Origin of the sequence: Microcoleus sp. Pol1C5 (genome assembly GCF_036701115.1) — a bacterium.
GTDB lineage: Bacteria > Cyanobacteriota > Cyanobacteriia > Cyanobacteriales > Microcoleaceae > Microcoleus.
In genome coordinates, this window is the sequence record NZ_JAUBQE010000002.1 from 41,392 (window position 1) to 65,490 (window position 24,099).

The 24,099-nt window shown below is 46.0% G+C and carries 17 protein-coding genes; 8 read left to right on the forward strand and 9 right to left on the reverse strand.

Annotated features, from left to right (window positions below; translation table 11 throughout):
• Positions 1 to 57: 57 nt before the first annotated feature.
• The gene (locus QUA23_RS01215; RefSeq protein ID WP_333076480.1) at positions 58 to 1,470 is read right to left on the reverse strand and encodes an HD domain-containing phosphohydrolase; all 1,413 of its coding nucleotides are present in this window, start codon (positions 1,468 to 1,470) and stop codon (positions 58 to 60) included.
• Positions 1,471 to 1,746: 276 nt separating this feature from the next.
• Here QUA23_RS01215 and QUA23_RS01220 point away from each other — a divergent pair, with 276 nt between their 5' ends.
• The 6 genes from QUA23_RS01220 (at position 1,747) to QUA23_RS01235 (ending at position 8,761) form a co-directional block, all read left to right on the forward strand.
• Complete coding sequence (locus tag QUA23_RS01220) at positions 1,747 to 2,484, forward strand: DUF2993 domain-containing protein (RefSeq protein WP_333076481.1); 738 nt, start codon at positions 1,747 to 1,749, stop codon at positions 2,482 to 2,484.
• A gap of 234 nt (positions 2,485 to 2,718) precedes the next feature.
• Complete coding sequence (locus QUA23_RS01225; protein WP_333076482.1) at positions 2,719 to 3,303, forward strand: DUF6658 family protein; 585 nt, start codon at positions 2,719 to 2,721, stop codon at positions 3,301 to 3,303.
• 931 nt (positions 3,304 to 4,234) lie between these two features.
• Positions 4,235 to 6,367, forward strand: a complete 2,133-nt coding sequence (locus QUA23_RS01230; protein ID WP_333076483.1) for a SpoIIE family protein phosphatase — start codon at positions 4,235 to 4,237, stop codon at positions 6,365 to 6,367.
• Positions 6,368 to 6,696: 329 nt separating this feature from the next.
• Positions 6,697 to 6,846: an MHYT domain-containing protein gene (locus QUA23_RS30960; protein ID WP_445243461.1), complete on the forward strand. Its 150-nt coding sequence runs from the start codon at positions 6,697 to 6,699 to the stop codon at positions 6,844 to 6,846.
• Positions 6,847 to 6,888: 42 nt separating this feature from the next.
• Entirely contained in the window at positions 6,889 to 7,104 is a 216-nt protein-coding gene (locus tag QUA23_RS30965) for an MHYT domain-containing protein (protein ID WP_445243462.1), read from the forward strand.
• Complete coding sequence (locus tag QUA23_RS01235) at positions 7,025 to 8,761, forward strand: PP2C family protein-serine/threonine phosphatase (protein ID WP_333076484.1); 1,737 nt, start codon at positions 7,025 to 7,027, stop codon at positions 8,759 to 8,761. Before QUA23_RS30965 ends, QUA23_RS01235 begins: the two co-directional genes overlap by 80 nt.
• A 408-nt stretch (positions 8,762 to 9,169) precedes the next feature.
• Here the strand turns inward: QUA23_RS01235 and psb35 are convergent, their stop codons facing one another.
• The gene (gene psb35 / locus QUA23_RS01240; RefSeq protein WP_333076532.1) at positions 9,170 to 9,382 is read right to left on the reverse strand and encodes a photosystem II assembly protein Psb35; all 213 of its coding nucleotides are present in this window, start codon (positions 9,380 to 9,382) and stop codon (positions 9,170 to 9,172) included.
• A gap of 211 nt (positions 9,383 to 9,593) precedes the next feature.
• Here psb35 and QUA23_RS01245 point away from each other — a divergent pair, with 211 nt between their 5' ends.
• Positions 9,594 to 12,554: a glycerol-3-phosphate acyltransferase gene (locus tag QUA23_RS01245; protein ID WP_445243464.1), complete on the forward strand. Its 2,961-nt coding sequence runs from the start codon at positions 9,594 to 9,596 to the stop codon at positions 12,552 to 12,554.
• Positions 12,555 to 12,745: 191 nt separating this feature from the next.
• On the opposite strand, the gene QUA23_RS01250 is transcribed toward QUA23_RS01245, so the two are convergent.
• The 4 genes from QUA23_RS01250 to QUA23_RS01265 all read right to left on the reverse strand — a co-directional run bounded on the left by QUA23_RS01250 (position 12,746) and on the right by QUA23_RS01265 (position 19,382).
• Positions 12,746 to 14,473 carry a chemotaxis protein CheB gene (locus QUA23_RS01250; protein WP_333076486.1) on the reverse strand — a complete coding sequence of 576 codons (1,728 nt, stop codon included), beginning with the start codon at positions 14,471 to 14,473 and terminating at the stop codon, positions 12,746 to 12,748.
• A gap of 321 nt (positions 14,474 to 14,794) precedes the next feature.
• A complete protein-coding gene (locus QUA23_RS01255) occupies positions 14,795 to 16,015 on the reverse strand; it encodes an ABC transporter permease (protein WP_333076487.1) in 1,221 nt (406 codons plus the stop codon).
• Positions 16,016 to 16,180: 165 nt separating this feature from the next.
• The gene (locus QUA23_RS01260) at positions 16,181 to 17,398 is read right to left on the reverse strand and encodes an ABC transporter permease (protein WP_333063437.1); all 1,218 of its coding nucleotides are present in this window, start codon (positions 17,396 to 17,398) and stop codon (positions 16,181 to 16,183) included.
• Between the two features lie 115 nt (positions 17,399 to 17,513).
• A complete protein-coding gene (locus tag QUA23_RS01265) occupies positions 17,514 to 19,382 on the reverse strand; it encodes an efflux RND transporter periplasmic adaptor subunit (RefSeq protein WP_333076488.1) in 1,869 nt (622 codons plus the stop codon).
• 518 nt (positions 19,383 to 19,900) lie between these two features.
• On the opposite strand from QUA23_RS01265, the gene QUA23_RS01270 reads away from it, so the two are divergent.
• Positions 19,901 to 20,311: a hypothetical protein gene (locus QUA23_RS01270; protein WP_333035717.1), complete on the forward strand. Its 411-nt coding sequence runs from the start codon at positions 19,901 to 19,903 to the stop codon at positions 20,309 to 20,311.
• 11 nt (positions 20,312 to 20,322) lie between these two features.
• On the opposite strand, the gene QUA23_RS01275 is transcribed toward QUA23_RS01270, so the two are convergent.
• The 3 genes from QUA23_RS01275 to QUA23_RS01285 all read right to left on the reverse strand — a co-directional run bounded on the left by QUA23_RS01275 (position 20,323) and on the right by QUA23_RS01285 (position 23,618).
• Positions 20,323 to 21,333, reverse strand: a complete 1,011-nt coding sequence (locus QUA23_RS01275; protein WP_333076489.1) for an ABC transporter permease — start codon at positions 21,331 to 21,333, stop codon at positions 20,323 to 20,325.
• Between the two features lie 9 nt (positions 21,334 to 21,342).
• Positions 21,343 to 21,894 carry an AAA family ATPase gene (locus QUA23_RS01280; RefSeq protein WP_333076490.1) on the reverse strand — a complete coding sequence of 184 codons (552 nt, stop codon included), beginning with the start codon at positions 21,892 to 21,894 and terminating at the stop codon, positions 21,343 to 21,345.
• 65 nt (positions 21,895 to 21,959) lie between these two features.
• The gene (locus QUA23_RS01285; RefSeq protein ID WP_333076491.1) at positions 21,960 to 23,618 is read right to left on the reverse strand and encodes an ABC transporter substrate-binding protein; all 1,659 of its coding nucleotides are present in this window, start codon (positions 23,616 to 23,618) and stop codon (positions 21,960 to 21,962) included.
• Positions 23,619 to 24,099: the final 481 nt, after the last annotated feature.

Sequence of the window (24,099 nt, forward strand, 5' to 3'; positions counted from 1 at the left end):
GCTCTGTACAAGTTCCCTATTACCAATTACCGATCGCCCATTACCCATCCAGTTATTTTATAATGCCGGAGCGGTCGCGGTCGTTCGATCGCCCAAATCCTCCAACCACACGTTAGGCAGTTGGCTCGGGCGGTTCGGTAACTCCATCAAGCCCATTTCTGCCAGCCTGACGACGTTGCTGAGAGTTTCCACCAAAGCCGGATCGAAGCGAGTGCCAGACAGTTCGCGGCACTGTTCCAAAGCTTCGCTCAAACTCAAAGCCGCACGATCGCCACGCGGTTGAGTCAATTCTTGAAAATCGGCGACCAACCCCAAAATCCGCGAAGCAACGGGTATGGTTTCGGCTCGCAAACCCTCTGGCCTGCCACTGCCGTCCCAATATTCGAGTTGATGCTTGACAATTTCCGCCACAGGTGCTAGTTCCGGCATTGCTTGCAGCAGTTGGGAACCGATGAAACTGCGATCGCGCCAAAATGATAAAGTTGCTTGGTCGAAAGCATCGGGAGTGCGATCGAACACCTCATTCGGCGCAGAAACTAAGCCGACTCGAAACAGCAATCCAGCCAGCCGCAGCCTCCGCAACTGCAAAGCCGGCAAATCCAGCAGTTGACCCAAAGTTTCCGACAAAGCCGCCACCTGCAAAGACGCTGTAGGATTGGAGGTATCGCGTTCGTCCACCCGCTGGGCCATCCGCAGAAAAGCTTGAAGTTTGTTAGCGTTCAAATTGCGGCTGACGCGCAAAGCTTGACCTTCCAATTCCCACAATTCGCGGGTTTGGCGGTTAATTGCCACCATTTGCTGCTGAGAACTTTGCAGGTAAGTGACTATCCGCGATACCACGCCACTAATATCTGCCAAGGGCGGACCTTTGGTTGCCAGGATTTCGTGGTACATTTCCAGCAAACTGTCGGCTAGGGGGGAGTTGTAATGTCGCGTCTGTTCTATAAAAATTTCTGCCGAGGCCGACACCAAAGACTGGTCAAACGACCACAAACCGTAGAACTTTCGTTCTGTATCGACTTCTGGCTTGCCCTCGGGCAAGTATTCCTCGGCTGAAAGTTCGCGGCAAAGCACCATTGCTTTGTATGTGGGGGCGACGATGATTAAATTCCATTCTTGGATGAGGGGGTCGCTCTCATCGAGATTTATTAAAGATACATTTTCTAATTGACCCGTTTTGTGGGTAGCGAAACCGCTGTCGGCTACTGCACCGATGACAACGCGCCGAGAGGCATTAGCAATATCTAGGTAGCGATCGGCTTCCTGTAAATACCATTTTCCCTGCTGAAACGTTACCAAAACTAAGGGTTGGAGTTCGCTCTTGTCCCCGCCACTGGTTTGCAAAATGTGGTCTTCTAGGGCGTGACATAGGGCTACTAGGGTGTTTTTGAAGTATACCCCGTAGCTAGAAGGCAGTTTTCCGTCGGGAAGTGTAGCTTGTAGTCTAGCGAGAGTTGATTCTGAATTCATTGCAAAAAGCGGTGCCGGCTCTTACTTATTGTAGCGGGCGATCGAACTTCTAGAAAAGACTTTGGGCAAAAGTCCGAGTTTTTGAGTTTTCACCGCTTCGCAACCGAGTCAATGTAGAGTGCGCCGAAGAGTACCTGATTAATTTTAGTAATTTTCTGGAAACCCTCTGTCTTTGGCTGAGTTTTTTTCAGACGATAAACCTGCCGGGAGGAAGACGGTAAACGACTTAAGTATTAACTACTATTTCTTACAACAATATTATTAGGAATTCTGAGCGTGCTTCAACAAAATAGAAGTTTAGGGGAACAGGCGATCGACAAAGTGGCAGAGATTGCTATTGCGAGCAAATTAGACGAATCCGAAACTTTGTCTGTCACAGTTAACACCGATCCTGGCCAGCTAGCCCAGGGAGAAGTAGAGGCCGTTGCCGTTGAGGGCAAAGGATTGGTAATGCAGCAAGATTTGCGCGTGGAAGAATTGCAAATCCACGTTAAGGATATTGCTGTCAATCCCTTGAGCGCTATGTTCGGGAAAATTGAAATGAACGGGCCTGCCTTCGGGGGGGCGCGGGCCGTTTTAACCGAAAGTGATATCAACCGCGCTTTTAATTCCGAATACATCAGCAGGAAACTGAAAAACTTAAAAGTTACTGTTGATGGCCAACAGCAGACAATAGACGTTAAAACTATTGAGTGCAAATTGCTAACCGGAACAATCGCTTTAAATGCTGAGGTATTGGTGCGGGAAACTGCCTCCACGGAAAAGATTTATTTCACAGCAAAACCTGAGATCGCAGCGGGCGGTTGGGCAATTTCTCTTCAGGATGTCGAGTATCCCGAAAACAAGGAATTTTCGCCGGAGTTAACAGAAGCTTTGGCTGACAAAGCTGGTGAAGTTTTAAACTTGCGAAATTTTGAACTTGAGGGAATGTCCCTGCGAATTCAGCAGCTAAATGTGGAAGCTGGTTTGCTGACTTTGCAAGCTGAAGCGAAAGTCGAAAAATTCCCTAATTAGGATCTTGTAGGGTGTGTCATAAACAAAAAAGCTCTTCAATTCCCGCAACTATTGGAACGGGCGCACCCTACCATTATGCTTTGCTTTGGAAAAATCTCCGCAGTTTATTCAATCCCTCTAAAGTTATAAAAAAGTCGCTACCAACCCGCCGCAAAATATCACCGCCGTTAGAGGCAGGCATGGGGAGTTTACTTTTAATCTTGACAAGTAGTAATTAAAAATTGGAAACTTTTTGTGAACACTGTAACTTCTTTTTTGAAAAAACTGCGTAGCGGTCAATTTTTGACTCAACTTTTGACTGTATGTATGGCAGGTTTGCTGCTGTTTACCAGCACCGCTTGCAATGCGGGCGATGTTCGAGGTGCTCGGCCTGAGAATCCTCCCGTTCAAGCTGGAGGAATGAATAACCCTCACAAGGGTGGCGGTGATGGATACACGAATTATAAAACATCCACCGATCCTAAAGTAAATCAGTCGCCTGCTCAAGCACAAAAGAATCGGGCTGATTTGTCGATCTTGGGCGATCGTCTCATGGCCGCGACTACCGGTGAATCTAATTCCTCAAAGCTGCTTTATCCGGGTTCTGCACCCATGGAAACTGACAAGTTCGACCTTGAACTCGGCGGAGATAAAACTCTGTTAGAAGCGCCAGACGGACAGCCGGCTAAGGCTCAACCCGTATTCGATCGCAGCGATCCCGATGCCAATATTTTAGAGAGAGTAGGCGCCGCCTTTAAGGATGCTTCTGGTTTCCTCAAAGATAGCGCTGAAGATGCCAAGGAAAGCTCGGTTACGAAACTCAATCCGCTGCAAAAATAAGTCAGTCGGAGTAAAGATGATGTAGGGGCTATCTGAAACTAGCCCCTACATAAATAATATAATTTATTGAAACTAGATAAACGCTTGTATAGCTGCTATTTGCTCAACCATATTTACGCGGTTCCTGCATTTTTGATTAAATCCCGATTAAGAGGTTTTAAATTTTAGGGAATTTATGGTGCGAATGCGGGAGACTATTTAGCGTAAATTTTACTCAGGTTGGGTAAATATAAAACAGATTGATTAAAATTAACTATTTGGCTGTAAATAAAACTGAATGAATTCTTAATTGCGTGAACGACTTCTGTCACCAACTGTGCTAAACTCGACTATTTTTAGTAAATTATCTCAAAATTCCCAGGCAAGTTTAGTAAGAAAACTTAAATTTTTGGGTCGTTCTGCAGAGCCAGGAAAAATCCTAAACACTTTTAGGCGTAAAGAAGCCTTGTAATGATGGATAAAATACCAGATAGCTCCCAGATTATTGGAGAGTTTTTTATAAAATAACAGAGTTTTTATTAGAATAGCGAGAGATCCTGGGCATTAAGGTGTTATTGAATCTTTTTAGAGGAGAAGTTTTGCCCCTATCTCTCCCGCCAGATTGATATCGCTGGCGAGGGAAAACTTTTTCAGAGATGACCCAAAGATTTGTATAATACAGGGCATATTGCCTGTAAACTGCTGAGAGCGAACCCCACAAATCGGCTGGTTGCAAGAAAATAGGGATGTCTACAGCTTCATATAAAGCCAGTGCAGGCTTTGTGTGGGATTAAAACGCCGTTTGTGTCCTCCTAAGCCAGTGATGATATTACCCTGCTGGTTTTGAATCAACAGCTAGAAACCCAGGTATAATAACGCATTGCAACAACTGGAAGCCAGGCTGAAAGGGTGAACTATTCTTAGTTAAGCGCTATACCCGTGAAAGATTTTTATGAATAATAACTCCCTTAAATTCCGCCTCCGCACTGCCCTCGTAGTACCCTTTATCCTGCAAATTGTTGCAGCAGTTGGATTAGTCGGCTATCTTTCATTACGCAACGGACAACAAGCCGTAACTGATCTTGCCAACCAGTTGATGACTGAGGTGAGCAACCAAACCGATCAGCAGCTAAATGACTATCTTTCAATACCTCATCAAATTAATCAGATAAATATTGATGCAATCGAGACAGGATTACTCAATATAGAAGACTTTGAAATGACTGGAAGTTATTTTTGGAAGCAGGTGCAAGCCTTTAAGAATGTTGGCTATATTTCAAATACGTTAGCAGATGGACGCTTTATTGGGGCTGGCAAATACTTTCCAGGGGAAGGAGTCATCATTGATGAAAAGTCTGCAATAACAAACGGAAAAGTAGCTACCTACGCCGTGAACAAGCAGGGCGAGCGGGGTAAAGTGCTACGGTTTTGGACCGACGACTTCGTGGCATCCTCATGGTATATTGAGGCGGCTAAAGCAGGTAAACCAATTTGGGGTTCGGTGTACTCTGTTGACGAAATCAACTTTATTTCTCTACCGGCAGTGCGTCCAATTTATGCAAAAAACGGCAAATTACTTGGCGTGACTGGGGTGGATTTACAACTATCAAATATTACGAACTTTTTGCGCCACTTAAACATTAGCTCATCAGGACGAGTTTTTGTCATGGAACGAGATGGGCAGTTAATCGCCAATTCTAGTTCTCAACCCTCTTTTGCCAAACTAAGTGGTAAGACCCAACGCTTTAATGCGTTAACCATTAATGATCCGTTAATTCAAAGCACTGCTCAAACTCTAAAAAATCGGTTTAGTAATTTTCAGCCAATTACAAAAAGGCAAACGTTGAACTTTCAAATTCAAGGACAACCTCACTTTGTCCGTGTTCATCCTTGGCACGACGAGTTTGGCTTGAATTGGCTAATCGTGACTGTAGTTCCAGAATCCGACTTCATGGGTCAAATCAATGCTAATACTCGTAGCACAATAGGGTTGTCTCTGGTAGCGTTGATGATGGCGCTGCTGATCGGTATTCTCACCGCTGGTTGGATTACCCGCCCCATTGAGCGGATTACCCAAGCTTCAGAAGACATGGCAGATGGCAACTTGAAGCAATACGTTAAACACACTAGCCTCGTTGAACTTGATAAGTTGGGAAACTCCTTCAACCGCATGGCAGGCCAACTCAAGGAATTGTTTGAAACCTTAGAAGATAAAGTCAAACAACGCACGGCAGAACTAGCAAATGCTAACGACGAAATCATTACCCTCAACGAGAGACTCAAGCAAGAAAATCTTCGCATGGGTGCTGAATTGGATATCGTGCGTCAAATGCAGCAGATGATTCTGCCAAACGCTGAGGAACTGAAAATTGACGGGCTCGATATTGCCGCATACATGGAGGCTGCCGATGAAGTCGGCGGCGACTACTATGATGTTTTAAACACCGATGGCGTTGTCACTCTTGGCATCGGCGATGTCACTGGACATGGACTCGAAAGCGGTATCTTGATGCTGATGGCGCAAACCGCCGTTCGCACCCTCAAGGAAATCCAGGAAACTGATCCGGTTCGGTTCCTAGATGCGCTCAACCGAACCCTTTACAAAAACGTGCAGCGCATGAATTCGGAGAAAATTCTCACCCTAGCTATTTTAAATTACTCCCAAGGACGGGTCAGCATCAGCGGTCAGCATGAAGAAACAATCATTGTGCGAAACGGTGGAGAGGTAGAACGTATCGACACAATGGATTTAGGCTTCCCCATCGCCCTCGACGATGACATTGCTGAGTTCATCAGTCACATTTCACTTGAGCTAAAACTAGGAGATGGTATAGTGCTATATACCGATGGTATTCCTGAAGCACAAGACATTAAGAAAAAACAGTATGGCATTGAGCAGATGTGTGAAGTCATTAGCCAAAACTGGCATTTATCGGCTGGGGAAATTAAGCAAGCAGTAATTGAGGATTTACGGCGACATATCGGCACTCAAAAAGTAGTTGATGATATTACGCTGTTGGTTGTGAAGCGGACCCAATTAGGTGTAGAAAAAAAGTCACAGCCACAAGCAGCAGCCTTGGTTTAGAGCGATCGCCAATACCTCGAAAAAATAAACTTATGACATTAAACTGGAAAGGGTCGTCGGGGCGATCGCATTAACAGTCAAATTTACGACGAGGTGGTAAAATTCCTCCAACGCAGTGCCACGAAAGAGGCTAAATATCAAGCGAACTTCAAAGCTGTAGTCACCGTCATAGTTTCTATGAGTGTCATATATTAATGGTAATTAAATACGATTTTTTGCCAGTCATTTTTTCCCTCATTTTTGCCTCCTATATCACCTTATAATTACCTGGGAGCCTGACTCCAAAAAACGGTGAAAATATTCGCTTAGGTGGGTTAATTCGTGGTTCGTTGACGGGAACGGGCATTTGGGCAATGCACTTTTTAGGAATGCTGGCTTATCACCTGCCAGTAGCGAGCGCCTACGATTTACCCATGGTGATTGTCTCTTGGCTTGCTGCAGTCATTGCATCTGGTATTGCCTTCTACAGCTTGCATTGAGGTTTTGCACACAGGTTCTCATTGTTAATCCCCGGTATTCTCATGGGCTATGGCATTGGAAGTATGCTTGATATTGGCATGGCGGCGATGCCAGTACCTGCCGAAAGGCACCATAATTACTCGATTGTGGCACTGTCTTTCTTAGTTGCCGTTATTTCCAAATCTATAAGGAAGTCCGATGTACGACTTGACGAGATTCACTTTAAGGGACATGGCCGAATGCGGGTTGGCTCTACGCCAGTTCGGCTTGGGGGTTGAAAGTATGGAAGAGGCGAGTAACAGAATTGTTAGGTATCTTTACGAAAATTTCTGTACTAAGCCAACTGGTGAGAAATCCTGCGCCCTCGTCCGTTTGTTCAAAACTTACCCTTATGAAGACTTAGAAGTCGAACTTACCGAGTATGCCCGTAGTATGTTGGACCACTATCCCCCTTTGCCTGGCATGAAGTGCATGAATCTACTGGCAACGGTAGGAGAACAAACGGAATGGAACTCAAGACACACATCCGTTGGACACAAAGCTATTCCACTGGCAAGTGAATCTGTAGTCGCTCAGATGCCGATGATCTCACAACTCATCAGACAGCTCGGCTTAGATATAAAAACAGTTATCAACCCTGACCCGAATCTTTTGGTAGAAATCGAGCAGAGGAAATACAACGTCTTCTATGTACCTGAAGCGATTGGCAGCCCCTATATTCCCGCTCAAGACTCCTTTGTGATTCCCTTCGGAATCAAGTCTGTGTTGGGGTTTGGTGGTCTATTACCTTCAGGCAATATGTTTGCAATTATCATGTTCTTGAAAGTCCAGATTCCCCATAACACGGCTCAGATGTTCAGCACTCTGGCGCTGAACGTCAAGACAGCACTGCTGCCCTTCGATCGAGGAGCTGTCTTCGCTCAAAAAGATGAATCTGCTACAGCCTCTAGGCAAATATTCACAAGAAATACTGAGCAGGAGCTAGCGCAGCTTAAATCCAAAGTAGCGACTTTGACGCAGTTGCTTGATGTTTTTGACCAATCGATCTTTGTACAATCCGATCGACTCGAACAAGCCATAGAGCAACTGGCGGACTCCGCGCAAAAGTTAGATACCCTCAACGAGAGACTCAAGGAAGAAAATCTCCGCATGGGTGCTGAATTGGATATCGTGCGTCAGATGCAGCAAATGATTCTGCCCAATGCTGAGGAACTGGAAATTGAAGGACTCGATATTGCTGCATACATGGAGGCTGCCGATGAAGTCGGCGGCGACTACTATGATGTCTTAAACACCGATGGCGTTGTCACTCTTGGCATCGGCGATGTTACTGGACATGGACTCGAAAGTGGCATCCTGATGCTGATGGCGCAAACCGCCGTTCGTACCCTCAAGGAAATCCCCGAAGTAGACCCCGTTCGGTTCCTAGATGCGCTCAACCGCACCCTCTACAAAAACGTGCAGCGCATGAAGTCCGAAAAAAGTCTCACCTTAGCAATTTTAAATTATTCCCAAGGACGGGTCAGCATTAGCGGTCAGCATGAAGAAACAATTATTGTGCGAAACGGTGGAGAGGTAGAACGTATCGACACGATGGATTTAGGTTTTCCGATTGCTCTTGACGATGACATTGTTAAGTTCATCAGTCATATTTCAATAGAGCTATACCCAGGAGATGGTATAGTGCTATATACCGATGGTATTCCCGAAGCAAAAGACATTAAGAGAAAACAATATGGCGTGGAGGCGATGTGTGAAGTCATTAGCCAAAATTGGCATTTGTCGGCTGGGGAAATCAAGCAAGCGGTGATTGACGATTTACGGCGACATATCGGCACTCAAAAAGTGTTTGATGACATCACATTGTTGGTTTTGAAGCGGACCCAATTAGGCGTAGAAAAAAAGTCACACCGTCCCGCCACGGGATTGGTTTAGAGCGATCGCCCATACCTCTACAAAATAAACTTATGACGTTAAACTGAAAAATAATCGTCGGGGCGATCGCCTTATGAGTCAAATTTACGAATATGTGGTGAGATGTCTCAAATGCCGCCTCCCAAAAGAGGCTGAATCTCCTGAGAACTCTAAAGCTGTAGTCAATCTCTAAATTTCTATAATTAAATGTATCTAATGATCTCTTGCATCAAGGTCAATAAAGAGTTCGATGGCGGGATGAGAACTCGATTTATTGACCTTAGTGCTTTCTGTCAATTAAAACTATTCACTCAAAGTTTTTATACATGATAGCAGCGTAAGGCGCGCCGAGGCGCACCCTACCTGATATATAAGCAAGGGTAATTTCTATTCCTCTCAAAGCTTTTTCCGATCTAAAAGAGCTTGGTTCTATTTTTTCTTTGAATCAGAAACATCAGCAATCAAATCGTCTTTATCAACTTTCGGGACAAAATCAGGGCGTTCTTTGGATTCCCAACCAGGTGGGCGCTTGGAGTTATACCAGGCGATCGAGCCGATCGTAGCTGCAGCAATAAAGCCAGCAACAAGAACTAATATTGGAGTGGTCAAGCTGACACTTGATTCCGGCACTGGCTGCTGCATCAGCAGATCAATCATTACTCGCTTGATGGGTGCAACAAGAACTGCCATGGGAGTGGTCAAGCTGATATCTATCATTAGGCCAAATCCTTATCTACTCTACTTTTACATTATCTTAAGTGCTAATGCCGTTTTGTTGATATATCTGAAGACAGAAAAAGTGACAGAATTGCCGTCATAATGGTTAGAGGTTGAAAATATGAGAGCTGATTTTATGCCGTTGGGGACAATAGCATTGCTGTTGGCTGCTAGTTTCAGCCTGGGTGCTTTACCGCTAACGGGATGGGCGGTGCGAGTTTTTACCCGCCGAGATTTGAGGGCACTGGGTACGGGGAATGTTGGCGTGTCGGCAGCTTTCATTCACGGGGGGAAATTAGCGGGAATTGCTGCGGTGTTGGCGGAAATTGCCAGGGGTATTGTACCGGTTTTGGCAGGGCGATTTTGCTTCCCGGATGCACCTGCGATCGCGATCGCGCTGTTAATTCCGCTAGTTGCTGGCAGATATGCGATCGCCCGAGGTGGAGGCGTGACCAACGCGGTTTGGGGTCTTTTGGTATTTTCGCCGCCAGTGGCTGTTTCATCGGGCATTTGGGGGCTGCTGGTGTGGGGTTGGGCACAGCGGTGGTGGGGTGAGGGCGATCAGGCGAGACTCTTTGCTTCCCGTTGCGGGTGTCTGTGTACTCCTATCTGGGTTTGGGTGTGGCGACAATCAATGCCTGAATTTTTAGCAGCAACAGGATTAGCTTTGTTGTTAGCAGCAATTAATTTCAGCCAGGGTGATGATATGGCTTTATCTAAATCTGAACAATTGTTTTCTCTTGATGACTCGTTAGATGCTGCAATCTGCGGCGATAAAGCGGCTAAATTGTCTCAACTGAAACGCGCAGGTTTTAACGTACCTACGGGTTTTATATTGGCCTCGAAGGAAGAAGGAAGATGGAAGAAGGAAGAAGGAAGAGGAGATCAGGAAAATGGCGAGCGACTGTTACTCAGTAATTCTGTAATCCAAAATCTAAAATCCAAAATCAAAAATCGAATGATTGTGCGTTCTTCTGCTGTGGGAGAAGACGGCGATTTTAGTTCGGCGGCTGGACAATATGAAACCATTGGACCTGTTTTGACGGCAACAGAATTAATCGATGCAATTAATCGCTGTCGCCAGTCTTATTTGACTGCCGAAGCTGTGGCTTACCGCCGACAGCGACAACTGCCAGACACGCAAATGGCTGTATTAATTCAGCCTTATATTGACAGCCAAGTTGCGGGAGTGATGTTCAGCCGCAATCCTTTAGATGGCGGTTCCCAGATTATTATTGAAGCTTTACCGGGAGGGGCTGAATCTGTTGTCGGCGGACAAGTTACTCCGATTCATTTGGAAATAGATTTTAGTAGACCGGAATCATTAGAAGAAAGTTTAAGTGAATTTAAAAATAATTCAATTATTGATAAATTGATTATAGCAGAATTAGCGAAACAAGCCCAAGCAATTGAAGCATTTTTTCACGGCATCCCCCAGGATATTGAGTGGAGTTGGGACGGTGAAAAAGTTTGGATTTTGCAAAGTCGCCCCATTACTAATTTGCAGCCATTCTGGACGCGAACTATTGCAGCAGAAGTGATTCCTGGTGCAATTCGTCCCCTAACTTGGTCGATTAACCGGCCGCTGACTTGCGGGGTTTGGGGAGAGATTTTTAAGGTGGTTTTGGGCGATCGCGCGATCGGCTTAAACTTTAATGAAACGGCAACTTTGCTCGGATCTCACGCCTATTTTAATGCGACTTTGTTGGGCGAAATCTTTCGGATGATGGGATTGCCGGAGCAGGGTTTGGAATTTTTGCTGAGAGGGCAAAAAATGGGCAAGCCGCCTTTGGGGAAGATTTTGCCTTCTTTGCCGGGTTTGTGGCGTTTGGTGCAGCGGGAGAGGGCGCTGAATGCAGAATTTAAAGGCGATCGCACTTCTATTTTTATCCCAGCACTGCAAATTCTGGAGAAGGAAGAAGGAAGAGGTTCGAGCGAAGCAATATTAATGCCCAATGCCCAACGCCCAATGCCCACTTATCAATATTTGTCGGAATTGTTGGAGAAAGCCGAGCAAATTCAGGAGTGGCTAAAACCGATTACTTACTACAATATATTAGGGCCGATTGGGCTGGCTATTCGCAAGGCTATTTTTCGCGTTTCTGATGAATGGCTGGACAATGACAGCGCTCCTGAAATTGCTTCTGTGAGATCTTTGCAGCAGTTGGCTCAGAAATTGCGCCAAGCTGCTGTTTCGCAGTCTGAAGAAACTCTTTCAGTAGCAAATTTAGCACATATATTTGCCGAAAGTCCGGCTTTACAAGCAGAATTTAAAAAGTGGCTTGATACTTACGGATATTTGAGCGAGGTGGGAACGGATATCGCTGTTCCTACTTGGCGAGAACAACCGGAAATTTATCAAAAGTTGGTAATAAGTATAGCTCAAAAAGCCGAAAATAATTTAATCGAAAAGCGTGAAAGAAGATTGACTTTTTCGCAGAAGTGGCGATTAGATAAATGTCAGGAAAGAGCGAGCGTCAAAAACGAAATTAGCGAAATTTACGCGCGGTTGTTGGCTCATTTACGCTGGACTTTTTTGGAGATTGAAGCTTGCGGATTGGCAATGCAGGTGTTCCAGGAAAGCGGAGATATTTTTTATCTGGAATTTGGGGAAATTCAGCAGTGGATTCGCAGCGGTGCGAGTGTTTCGTTTAAGGATACAATTAGGGAAAGGCGCGATCGCCTGTTAGCCGATCGCGATCGTCCGATTCCCCCCGTGGTCTACGGGAATTTGCTGCCTAATTCTCAGACAAGGGCGATCGAACTTACCCAATCCGCAACTAATATCATCCAGGGAATTCCCGCGAGTATTGGTCGTGTCGAAGGCTTTGTCAAGATTTGCCGCACCGCGAGCACAGATTTAGGAGAAAATGCGATCGCAGTAGTTCCTTACACCGATGCGGGTTGGGCGCCGCTGCTATTAGGAGCAACAGCAATTATCGCCGAAGTTGGCGGCCAACTATCTCACGGGGCAATAATTGCTCGCGAGTACAAAATTCCCGCAGTCATGAATATTGCTGAAGCAACAACTCGCCTGCGAGACGGTCAAAAAGTCCGAGTAGACGGGTATCTCGGCACTGTAGAATTGCTGGAATAATAATTAGCAACAGGCTTTCCGGCCTGTTCCACAAAGAGTTGATTTATTGTGGAACATGCATATTGCGGAACGGGCAAGATGCCTGTTCCACAATAAAATTGAGTTTGGTGGAACGGGCATCTTGCCCGTTATTGAAAATGGTGAAAGATGTAAGCTCAAACCAATAATCTCCTAAACCCGCCCCGACTTTCTTAGACTAAGAAATTCTGGACAACATAATTCCCCACATTTCTACCCACACTTAAACCATTTACGTTAGCACTCATGAAATGAATGCCTCCGTAAAGGCGACTCATGCCCGATTCATCAGCCGCTTCGCTGAAGTTTTCAAAGGTTCGCAAAGTGTTAACAGTCCTGTCTCCCCGATCTCCAAAGCCATAATCCGAACCAAATACAGAACTCATAACAGTATCTGCCGCACCGCTAAAGGTACTGTGACCCGACGTGTACTCAGGGAACGGCGGAGTAGTTAGCAGCGGAGTCCACAGGGGGTCGGCTGTTGTTTCGGGATTGTTGTCTGTGTCAGCTTGGCGGATAGCTGTCACGGGACGCCAGAAGTTGTACTCATACTTGGCATCCCAGCAGCTAATAGCTGCATCGGCCAGAGCAATATTCAGCAGGGCGAACAAGCGGGCGTTATCTTCTAAGGATTGACCAGTGAGAGTCGCTGTTTCTTCGGCGATTTGGTTCCAGTGGCCCGGAGGCGTAAACGTCCCAGCGCCATTAGCCCAGAATTTGGCGATGACTGTTTGGTCTGGGGTGCGCGTGAGGCTGTCACTTTTGCCGATTTCTTTGATATAGTTAACCTCCTCTGCGTACTTGGCGCTGTCAAGGGTGGGCGGGCCCGACGGGCGGAACTGAGAACCGCTAGTCATCGCAAAGGGAGTAACTTCGACCCACTGTGGCGCTAACCCTGCTGCAAAAGCGGGGGGAGTCGGCACCCAACTGCCGGGGTCGGTTGAGGGGGTATACTGCACTACTTTCGTGATGCCGTCGGTACTCCGCGAACTGATAATTTGGTCGGCAACTTGCTGTCCGAGGGCAATCCCGTCTTGTTTGGCTTTACCGTCGGTAATTTTAGCTAGAGACGATGCGTATGCTTGGTCAAATGTGGCTGCTTGCGCTGGGTAGAGCTTGACTAAGACGCGGTGGGCGGCTGCGGCGGTGGCTGCTTCTGCTGATGTACCTGCAGGTGGGTCTATTTCCACGAGGTAAGGGCTGTATTTTTTGCTGATCGAGTTAACAGCATCGTAAATGGCTACGTGAACCATTGCCATGTTGCGGGAAGCGAGGGGAGGCGCGGTGCTGGCTGTCCGCACTGCATTCAGCAGGACTCCGTTCCACTCGGTGACAGGGTTGCCCGATAGCTGATTTGTGAATTGGTCGCGATTGATTGTGTTGCTGTTGACTCCTGGCAAGACTGCTAAATATTCGCCCGTGAGTTTGTCTTGAATTACGGTGCTGTTGCTGTTGACTCCGGTGCCTTGCTGGATGTTTAAATCTTCAAATATGAGACCGTCTAGCAATCGAATTTTGTCATTACCGTTGCCGAAGTCGGCGATGTAGTCGGCTGTGGCTACAGTTGGCCCGCCGAGGCCTTTAGTAATGGCAAATAAATCATCGCCTGCGCCGCCGCTCACGGTATCGCTACCTGCGCCCGCGTAGATGATATCGTTGCCGGAATCGCCACCAATTAGATCGCTGCCTTTGCCTCCCCAGAGGATGTCATTGTCCGCACCGCCAACAATCGTATCGTTGCCTTGGTCGCCGCAGATTTTGTCTTTGCCTGCATTGCCTTCTAGATAGTCGTCTCCGCTGTTGGCATAAATTATGTCGTTACCATCCAATCCGTTAAATCTGTCTGGTTGGGTGGTTCCTTCGAGAAAGTCAAATTTAGGAGTTGGGGGGAGAGATGCCATGTTTATTTATTGGATATTTTGATTAAAGCGCAAAGGTTTGTACCGTCTGTAGATGCTTCGGTGTGTTTACCCCTGATTTAATATTATTAAACTTTCTGGTTGACAAGTAAACGCCACAACCAAGCTTTATTTAATATTTAACGGGCTTTTTATGAAGTTTTGCGCTTTGAATCTGCGTAAAAATACAGATGTTAAAACTGCATTAGATACTGCAACGTTGGTGATTGTTTATAAAAAAACTGTTTTTTTTAATCTTTAGGGCAAGATAATTTTTACCAGCATAAAAGGAGCAGATTGTGTAACTGAATAAGTATATATTGATTAAGCACTTCTCAAAGCTGCGATCGGGTCGAGTTTGGCGGCTTGGCGGGCAGGGACAACGCCGAAGAAGAGGCCGACTGCACCGGATACACTGACAGCAAGGGCGATCGCCACGGGCGAAATACCAGCTTGCAAGGGTGTGAAATTACCTACAAGCAAGATACCGCCGACACCTACGCAAGTACCGACTATCCCTCCGGCAGCCGACAAAATTACAGCTTCGACAATAAATTGAAACAAGATATCTTGTTGGGATGCGCCGATCGCCTTTCTGAGCCCAATTTCCTGAGTGCGTTCGCTAACAGACACAAGCATAATGTTCATAATCCCAATGCCCCCGACTAATAGGGAAATGCTGGCAACAGCAGTTAACATCAGAGTCAAAGCGCCGGAAATTGCCCCCATTCTTGCCATTAAATCTTTCTGGTTTCTGACACTAAAATCATCTTCGGTAGTAATTTTGTGCCGCAATCTCAGCAGGTTTTCCACCTGAAATTGCGCCGCGTCCATTTGCGATTCATCTTTAATTGAAATAAATATCGATGTGACAGCCAAACCGTAGGGAGATGTGCGCCCGACTATGCGATTGGCCATTGTGGCGATCGGCACAGCGGCGGAATTGTCAAAATTCGTACCAAAAGATGTGCCTTTGGGCGCCAATACTCCAATTACTTTGAGGCTGACATTTTGGATTCGCACCTGTTCGCCCAAGGGATTTGTATTGCCAAAAAGTTTCTCCGCTAATTCCGAACCGAGAACCACAACTTGGTTACTTTGCTTAACATCAAGTTCGGTCAAAAACTGCCCTTTTGCCATTTCAAAACTTCTGACTTCTAGAAATTCGGGAATCGTGCCAAAAATTAGAGCAGAAACGTTTTTGTTGCTGTAGCGAACAATCTCTGAACTGTTAAGTTCCGCTGACACGCCTTGAACGGAGGGGACTTGAGTTGCGATCGCCTTTGCGTCTGGCAGTACGAGAGTTTGAGGCGCACTTGAGATGGTACTTCGCCTAGCGTTCGGTACTCCCGGCCTCACGATTAATACGTTTGTACCCAGGGATTGAACTTGTCCTGCTACAAATTTTTGAGCTCCTTCTCCAATTCCAATCATGGCAATTACTGAGGCGTTGCCGACAATCATGCCAATCATTGTTAAACTGCTGCGAGTTTTGTTTGCTAGCAGTGTTTGACCTGCCATTTTGACGCTTTCAATAAAATTCATATTTTCTTTAAATGAACAAGAAGGAAGAAGAAAAACAGGCCAATGTCATGCTTTGCTGTGCGTCCAAATCCCAGGGGATCGGGATTGCGACGCACAGCAAACCATGACACACTTAATAATGAATTACTACAGTCAACAGTCAACAGTCAACAGTCAACAAACTGATTAAGCACTTCTCAATGCCACAATCGGGTCTAATTTAGCAGCTTGTTTTGCAGGTACGATGCCGAAAAATAAGCCGATACTGCCGGAAACACCGACTGCAAGTGCGATCGCCACTGGGGAAACGCTAGCTTGCAGGGGAGTAAAAGCAGCTACTAAAAGCACGCCGCCGATACCAAATCCAGTGCCGATCGCCCCGCCTGCAGCTGACAAAATCACAGACTCGATCATAAACTGAATCAGGATATCTTGCTGAGATGCTCCGATCGCCTTTCTCAATCCAATTTCCTTCGTGCGTTCGGTAACAGAAACCAGCATGATATTCATAATCCCGATTCCGCCCACAAACAGCGAAATTGCCGCCACGAAAGCCAACATCAACGTCAAAGCACCAGTAATACTGCCCAAAGTATTCATCAAATCTTTCTGGTTGCGAACAGTAAAATCATCCTCTTTAGTAATTTTATGACGCAATCTCAGCAAATTTTCTATTTGAAATTGGGCTGCTTGCATCATAGTTTCATCCTTGATGGCAACCGAAATAAATGTTACTTTTGTACCGTAGGGAGACGATCTACCTACGATACGATTTGCCATTGTTGTGAGCGGCAAATAAACGTTCATATCTTGATTGTCGCCAAAACTAGAACCTTTTGCCTGCATGACCCCAATCACTTGAAAGGTCGAGTTTTTAATGCGGATGTATTGACCAACTGGCTGTGTATTGCCAAATAATTGTTCGGCTGCTTCCGATCCTAAAGCTACTACATTTTCTTGTCTTTCTAAATCTAATTTGCTTAAAAATCGGCCTTGACCAACATCAAAGCTTCTGACTGTCAGAAATTCTGGGGTAGTTCCCACAATCGAAGATGAGACATTTTTGTTGCGGTAGGTAACGAGTTGACTGTCATTGAGAGTTGGTGCGACTTCTTGGACAGAAGGAACTTGAGATGCGATCGCCTCTGCATCTTCCACTACTAAAGTCTGGGGGGGAATCACCGGGCGGCTTTGCGCTTCAGGACTTCCAGGAATAATAAATAGCAAGTTTGAACCCAGAGAGTTAACTTGTCCCTCGATAAATGTTTGAGCTCCTTCCCCGATACCGATCATAGAAATTACCGAAGCATTGCCGATGATAATTCCTAACATCGTCAAGGTGCTGCGAAGCTTGTTTGCCATCAAAGTTGTGACAGCCATTTTGACGCTTTCAACAATATCCATAATTCGATTTTGAATTTTAGATTTTAGATTTTAGATTAAGGAATTGGTAATTGGGTAAGGTGCGCAATGCGCACCCTACTAATGACTCGTGCGCGAGAGGATAGCACTCAAATGACTACTTTTGATTCTTGATGATATCCTCTAGTTTTTTACCTTGAGGAAGTTCGGTAAAAACGCGATCGCCCGCGGCAGCACCCTCTAAAATCTGAATCTTGTTGCCAATAGTCGATCCAACAGTAACAGGCTTAAACTTCGGCTGCTGTTTCTCATCGGGAACTAGGACACCCGTTTGACCTTTATTAGTCACAATTGCCACCGTCGGCACAACTAAAGCATTGCTCAGCTTTTGACCGACAAATCTCAAATCTACATTCATCCCCGATTGCAGCGACTCTTTGCCCGTATCAATGGCAACTCGCACTTGAAATAGCGTCACATCCCGTTCCTTAACAGCTTCCGGCGCAATTAATTTAACGCGGCCTTTAAACACTTTGTCTGGATAAGCATCGGCGACTATTTCAACTTCTTGACCCGGTTTAATTTGACTGATATCAGCCTCCGGGACTTTCGCCAAAACTTCCACATCTCTAGCTAAAGCGACAATCGATGTCGAAGTTGCCGAAGTAGCTTCCGAGGCAGAAGTTGCCGGAGTTACAAAAGCTCCTTGGATGGCGTATCTTTGGGTAATAATTCCAGCAAAAGGAGCGCGAACTTTCGTATCTTCTAACTGCACTTCTTGAAAGCGGACTTGAGCTTGAGCTTCGGCTAATTCAGCTTGAGCTTGAGCTATTTCTTCCGGGCGAGAACCGTTTTCTTGTGCCGCCAATTGGCTTTTTGCTTCAGCAACTGCTGCTTCGGCTTTGGCGATTTCTTCGGGACGGTTGCCGTTTTCTAGCTGCGCTAATTTGCTTTTAGCTTCGGCAACTTCTGCTTCGGCTTGGGCAATTTCTTCCGATCGCGTGCCGTTTTGCAATTGGTTCAATGCTTGCTGCTCGACTTGCACAGCAGCTTGCAGTTGCTGAATTTGCGACAGCCGATTTTCTTGTAGTTGTTGCAGGCGTCTTTGAGATTCTATTAATTTAGCTTGGGCTGTACGATTTTCTTTAATTAATTCATCCAGTTTATCTTTAGCTAGAGCACCTTCTTCCACTAGCGGTCGATTGCGTTCCACCCGTTGAGCGGTGAGTTCGGCTTGAGCTTTACTCGAGTCAATTTGCGTTTGTGCTTGGGCAATTTCTTGTTTGACACTGCCGGTTTGAGCATCTGCTAAACGAGCTTGAGCTTGGGCTAAACGAGCTCGCGCTTGGCTGACTTCTTCAACGCGGCTGCCGGCTCTCAGTCGCTGCAAGCCTGCTTGAGTTTGCTGCAAGCGGGCTCTGGCTCCTGCAACTTCTTCCACGCGGCTGCCGGCTTGGACTTGTGCGAGACTGGCCTCGGCTTGCTCTAAGCGCGCTCGGGCGCTGGCGATGTCTTCCGATCGATTTCCGGCTTCGATTTTGGCAAGTTTGGCTCGAATGCTAGCTTCGCGGGCTTTAGCTTGAGCGAGTTGAGCTTCTACATCGCGGCTTTCCATGCGCGCCACAATCTGTCCTGCTTCGACTCGATCGCCCTGTTCGACAAACAATTCTGCGATCCTGCCGGAGCCTTTGGGGCTGAGATTCACGCGCTGTACGGGCTGCACCGTGCCGCTAGACGTGATCCGTACCGTGAGGTTTTGCGCTTCCACCGGCACTGTCATAGTGGCGATCGCATCTACTTTCGGCTGCGATCGACTTTTTGCTACATATATAGTGGTCGGTACAGCTAGCAACCCGGCTGCAACCAACCCAATCGCCCACCGCTGCGGTTTGCGCGCGGGTTTCTTCGGAGACTGCTTTTGGGCGGTTTTGTTATCTGCAATTTTAGTCTCTGCGGTCTTGGTGTCTACAGTCTGAGTATCTTCCACCTTGACCTGAGCAGTTTCCTTTTTAGGGCTAACGATCATACCGACTCACCTAATTTAATCTCAGGATTACCTTAAAGGTAAAATTTTTGCTGATGCTTGGCATCGTCTTTCAGACTCATCCGATCGGGTGATTTTAAAAAAGTTCCCCAACCAGCACCTGTAAACAATTATAGCTAATCTTTGCAATTTATTAAAAAATGTTAAGTTTTTTCAGCTAAAAGAGGTGGGTCTAAACAGAATCGCTCCTGGCTGCTGGCAAATAAAAATATATTTTAGCAGATAATATTGTTTTTGGGATCTAGGATCGTGCTTCTCACCAGCAACAAAGGCAGATATGGCAGGGGGCGATCGATCGTCACTAGGTCATTGTGGACTCGTGTTAGCGATCGCAGGGGGATCGGCCAGTGAATCGCTCGTAACGACACAATATTAAGAGCCTTACTCTCATAAACCCGGCTTCAGGGGTAGCGCTGCATAAATCCTGAATACATATCCGCCCTGTGTCCACAACAGGTTAAAATATTTTTCAAATTCGTTAAAAATGGACAAAAAAAACAATGAATCGTCCTCAAAGCGTTACTGTTTTGGCAATATTGCAGCTAATTAGCGGCGTCTTCAGCCTCCTTGACGGCTTGTTCATCTTACTTTTTGCTGGCATTTTTGGCGGTCTTGGTGCGGCTTTCGGCGGGGCAAAAGTTGGCACGGTAATCGGTGGTTTCATTGCAATTTTTGCTGCAATAAGTTTTATTTTAGGCCTCCTCTCCTTACTCTTAACTTGGGGTTTGTTTCAACTCAAAAATTGGGCATGGACGGGAACGTTAATTGTCCATATCCTTGCCACCCTCACGCAAATTGTCAAAATGTTGGGCAGCGGCGGTACAGCAGTCAATTTTTTAACTCTGGGTTTTGCAGTGGCTAGCATTTACTACCTGCTGCGGCCGGATGTTAAACAAGCATTTCGTGTCTGATTTCCTTTTCATTAACGGTACTGAATTCTCGGATCGAAAAAAGCATAGGAAATATCAACCGCCAGATTAATCAGTACAAAAGTCACAGCCACAAAAATTACTCCTCCTTGGACAATTGGGTAATCCCGCGTCAGAATACCGCTATAAATCCAAGAACCAATTCCCGGCCACGAGAAAATCGTTTCAGTCAGAATAGCGCCACCTAAAAGAGTGCCGAACTGCAAACCGATAGTTGTGACGATCGGTAAAAACGCATTTTTCAAAGCGTGTTTCAAAATCACCCAATATTCCGGCAATCCCTTAGCCCTTGCAGTGCGGATGTAATCTTGAGAAAGCACTTCCAGCATCGCAGAACGAGTGATGCGAGCTATAATAGCCAGAGGAATAGTTCCTAAAGTCAAAGCTGGCAGGATTAAATGGGCGATCGTATCTCGCAAAGCAACCAAATCCCACCTCAGCAAAGAATCCAAAACATAAACACCCGTAATCGACTTAAAACCAAACCCCAAATCTACACTAATCCGCCCGCTTGGAGGCAGCCATTTTAGATAAACTGCAAACAAATAAATCAACATCAATCCCAACCAATACACCGGCAAAGATACGCCAATTAACGAACCGCTCATCGCGAGATTGTCCAGCCAGCTATTTTTCCGAACAGCAGCCAAAATCCCCGCCGGAATTCCGATAAAAAGTGCCACCAACATCGCCACCACAGAGAGTTCAAAAGTAGCAGGCCAGCGGCTTGTAATTTCATCAATTATCGGAATACCGCTAATAATACTATTTCCCAAGTCAAAGCGAAGTAAACTCCATAAAAAAGCCAAATATTGCAAAGGTAAAGGCTGATTTAAACCTAATCTGGCTTTCAAAATTTCCACCTGTTCGGGCGTCCCCCGTTCTCCCAAAAGCACTGTAGCTGGATCTCCCGGTATCAAATGCAAAAATATAAATACTAGCAGAGTGATTCCGAAAAGGACTGGCAATAGTCCCAGCAAACGTTTAGCAATATATTGAAACATCAGTTGATCTCATTCACCTTGCAAATTTGCCAAAATCCGATCGACCGTTTCTTCTACCGTTAGATTGGTTGAATCCAGCCAGTAGCCAAGGCGAGGAGTTTCGGTACGGAGAATGCGATCGAAGGCATAAACCATTGTTTCGTTGGCATATCCGGTCTTCGATCTTGCTGCATCCCGTGCCGCTACAACTTCTGCCGTCGGACACAGAACGATCGCGGACAACGGCACATCGTGGAAACTCGCAAGTACCTCAGCCAGTGCCGAACCAATGATGATGTCTTGATAAACGACCGTAAAACCAGCCTGGAGATAGTGTCGCGCTGCCATTGCTGCCAGGTGATACCGCAGTTGAAGCTGCTGATATGCCTCGGCTGACAAATTTAACGCCATTTCCGCCTGTCCATTCACAATCATGCGACGAAAGATATCGCCGCGAAGGTGGACACTTTTGGGCAACCGTTCGGCAAGTGATTGGGCCACACTTGATTTTCCGGCAGCCATGTTCCCAGTAATCAAAATAATTTGTGGCTGATGATTTGCAGGTTGCGGATTGCTGTCCATACTGTTTGTTAAGGTAAATTCATGTTAAGTATGAGAACCGAGGAGAGGTGTCTCGATCTAAACTCTCAATTTTTGCTCACTTCCTCAAAAGACTCCGACCCCAAAGGACTCGGAATCCAACCTTGAATATTCTTGCGTTTCCCTAAAAGCGGCTGCGAATGTACGATCGGCAAACGCACAGCTTCCCCGTGCAAAATCTCGCTAACTTCCGCATAAATTTTCGCCCTAGCAGCTTTATCCCCACTCGCCCTCCCCCGATCCAAAAGTTCCAGAACTTTGGGATTTTTCCAATTTCCCAAATCCGCCGTCGAACCCGGTCCGAAGTGAGGATAATAAAAATTGTCTGGATCGCCGTAATCTCCACTCCAACCCATCATAAAAGCTTGAAAGCCGGGAGGTTTGAGGCGATCGGCTAGATAAGCAGACCAATCCTTTGTCAGCAATTTTACCCGAATCCCGATCGCGCTCAAATCCGCCGCCAAAGCCTCAGCAATCGGCTTCGGCGTGGGAAAATAGGGACGGCTGACGGGCATATACCACAAATCCAAATCAAAACCGTTCGGATAACCGGCTTTCGCGAGAATTGCTTTAGCTTGCTGCGGGTTAAATTCATAATCTTTAACTCTATCGGACGCCGCCCAATTCAGCGCAGGCGGGATAAATTGCGAATCATGTTTTCCGAGTTCTCCCCAGAAAGCTTGCACTATTGCTGGCTTGTTAATTGTTTGGGCGATCGCCCGCCTGACTTCGGGTTTTGACAAAGGTTCGTAACTCGGATTTAACGCGAAATAACCGACATTAAAAGAAGGTCGCACAACAGCTTCTAAATTAGCATCTCCCTCAACCTCTTTCAGTTGATCCGGCGTTAAATCCACAGTAAAATCAAGTTGACCAGCTCGCAACTGAGCCAGTCTCGCCGCCGGATCGTCAACAAAACGAATTACCAATTGATTGACTTTTGGCGTCCCGGTTTTCCAATAATTAGGATTTTTCTCTAAAACAATGCGATCGCCCGATCGCCATTCCTTAAACACAAAAGGCCCCGTACCCACCGCCAGCGACCCCGGAGTGCCGTAGTTAGCACCCGCTTTTTTCACCGCCGTCGGACTCGCCATCCCGAAATAACCAGACCCAATCGCCGAGGGAAAAGCAGCAAAAGGTTGATTTAAAACAAACTTAATTGTAAACTTATCAACAACTGCCACATCTTTTACCAGGGAATTTTTATCTCCCTTAAAACCACCAAAAAAATTCTTCCAAATTGGATAACTTTTGCCAGATTCTCGATAACCGTTAGGATTTTTCGCATCCCACCAGCGCTCCACATTAAACTTAACAGCTTCCGCATCAAAATCCGTGCCGTCGTGAAACTTTACGCCGGAACGCAACTTAAAAGTCCAAGTTTTACCATCTTTAGAACTTGACCATTCAGTAGCCAGACTCGGTTCAAGTTCCACAGTTCCCGGTTTGAAATCAGTCAAGCGATTGTAAATTTGGTCGATAACAATCACTGAATTGCCATCAGTAATATTTCCCGGTTCCAGATTGACCGGCGGCCCGCCCGCACCGTAAACTAAAGCCCCAGCCGGAACCGCAGCAGGAGTTGTCGGAGTTGGAGAATTATTGCTAACCGTGTTTGAGGGCGTGCCACAATTTGATAAAATTACAGCCATCCCAAAAACTAGACTTAATAAAACTAAACGCCAGGGTTTTAACAATCTCATTTCAATAGCTCCGGTTTAATAGAAAATTGTACTCATATCAATAAATTTCTAACTGGATCTTTCTCTCACCTCTGTAGTTTCTGCCTTCTCGGCAGTTCATTTAGTAAATTCTATATTAAAAGCCCGTCTAAATTAACAAACCAAATATAGCAGCCTGATGATATCATGCTGGAGGGGAAAATCTCAACCCACACCTTTACATTAGGCGACGGAACCAGCATGAAAGCTAACGTTTCGCCCCAGCTAGAGGGGTCATTCGAGTTTAGGTTTTAGATTTTAGATTTTAGATTTACTCCATGAATCTGGGAGAGCATCTCATATTTGTAAAAACACTTCTTATGACTTCTTTCTTCTTTCTTCTTCCTGTTTCCTTGTGGCTCCTGCCTCAAAACTCCAATTTATAGCTTACCTGAAAAAGTTCAAGCTCCCAATCTGGGAGCTTGGACTAATGAATCGCAGAGTGCGTAAATACCCTGCGATT

What these genes read in the sequence shown, in the direction of transcription:
- QUA23_RS01215 (WP_333076480.1), bottom strand. Translation starts at nt 1,470, where the DNA reads ATGAATTCAGAATCAACTCTCGCTAGACTACAAGCTACACTTCCCGAC.
- QUA23_RS01230 (WP_333076483.1), top strand. Translation starts at nt 4,235, where the DNA reads ATGAATAATAACTCCCTTAAATTCCGCCTCCGCACTGCCCTCGTAGTA.
- QUA23_RS30965 (WP_445243462.1), top strand. Translation starts at nt 6,889, where the DNA reads ATGGGCTATGGCATTGGAAGTATGCTTGATATTGGCATGGCGGCGATG.
- QUA23_RS01235 (WP_333076484.1), top strand. Translation starts at nt 7,025, where the DNA reads ATGTACGACTTGACGAGATTCACTTTAAGGGACATGGCCGAATGCGGG.
- psb35 (WP_333076532.1), bottom strand. Translation starts at nt 9,382, where the DNA reads ATGCAGCAGCCAGTGCCGGAATCAAGTGTCAGCTTGACCACTCCAATA.
- QUA23_RS01245 (WP_445243464.1), top strand. Translation starts at nt 9,594, where the DNA reads ATGCCGTTGGGGACAATAGCATTGCTGTTGGCTGCTAGTTTCAGCCTG.
- QUA23_RS01250 (WP_333076486.1), bottom strand. Translation starts at nt 14,473, where the DNA reads ATGGCATCTCTCCCCCCAACTCCTAAATTTGACTTTCTCGAAGGAACC.
- QUA23_RS01255 (WP_333076487.1), bottom strand. Translation starts at nt 16,015, where the DNA reads ATGAATTTTATTGAAAGCGTCAAAATGGCAGGTCAAACACTGCTAGCA.
- QUA23_RS01260 (WP_333063437.1), bottom strand. Translation starts at nt 17,398, where the DNA reads ATGGATATTGTTGAAAGCGTCAAAATGGCTGTCACAACTTTGATGGCA.
- QUA23_RS01265 (WP_333076488.1), bottom strand. Translation starts at nt 19,382, where the DNA reads ATGATCGTTAGCCCTAAAAAGGAAACTGCTCAGGTCAAGGTGGAAGAT.
- QUA23_RS01270 (WP_333035717.1), top strand. Translation starts at nt 19,901, where the DNA reads ATGAATCGTCCTCAAAGCGTTACTGTTTTGGCAATATTGCAGCTAATT.
- QUA23_RS01275 (WP_333076489.1), bottom strand. Translation starts at nt 21,333, where the DNA reads ATGTTTCAATATATTGCTAAACGTTTGCTGGGACTATTGCCAGTCCTT.
- QUA23_RS01280 (WP_333076490.1), bottom strand. Translation starts at nt 21,894, where the DNA reads ATGGACAGCAATCCGCAACCTGCAAATCATCAGCCACAAATTATTTTG.
- QUA23_RS01285 (WP_333076491.1), bottom strand. Translation starts at nt 23,618, where the DNA reads ATGAGATTGTTAAAACCCTGGCGTTTAGTTTTATTAAGTCTAGTTTTT.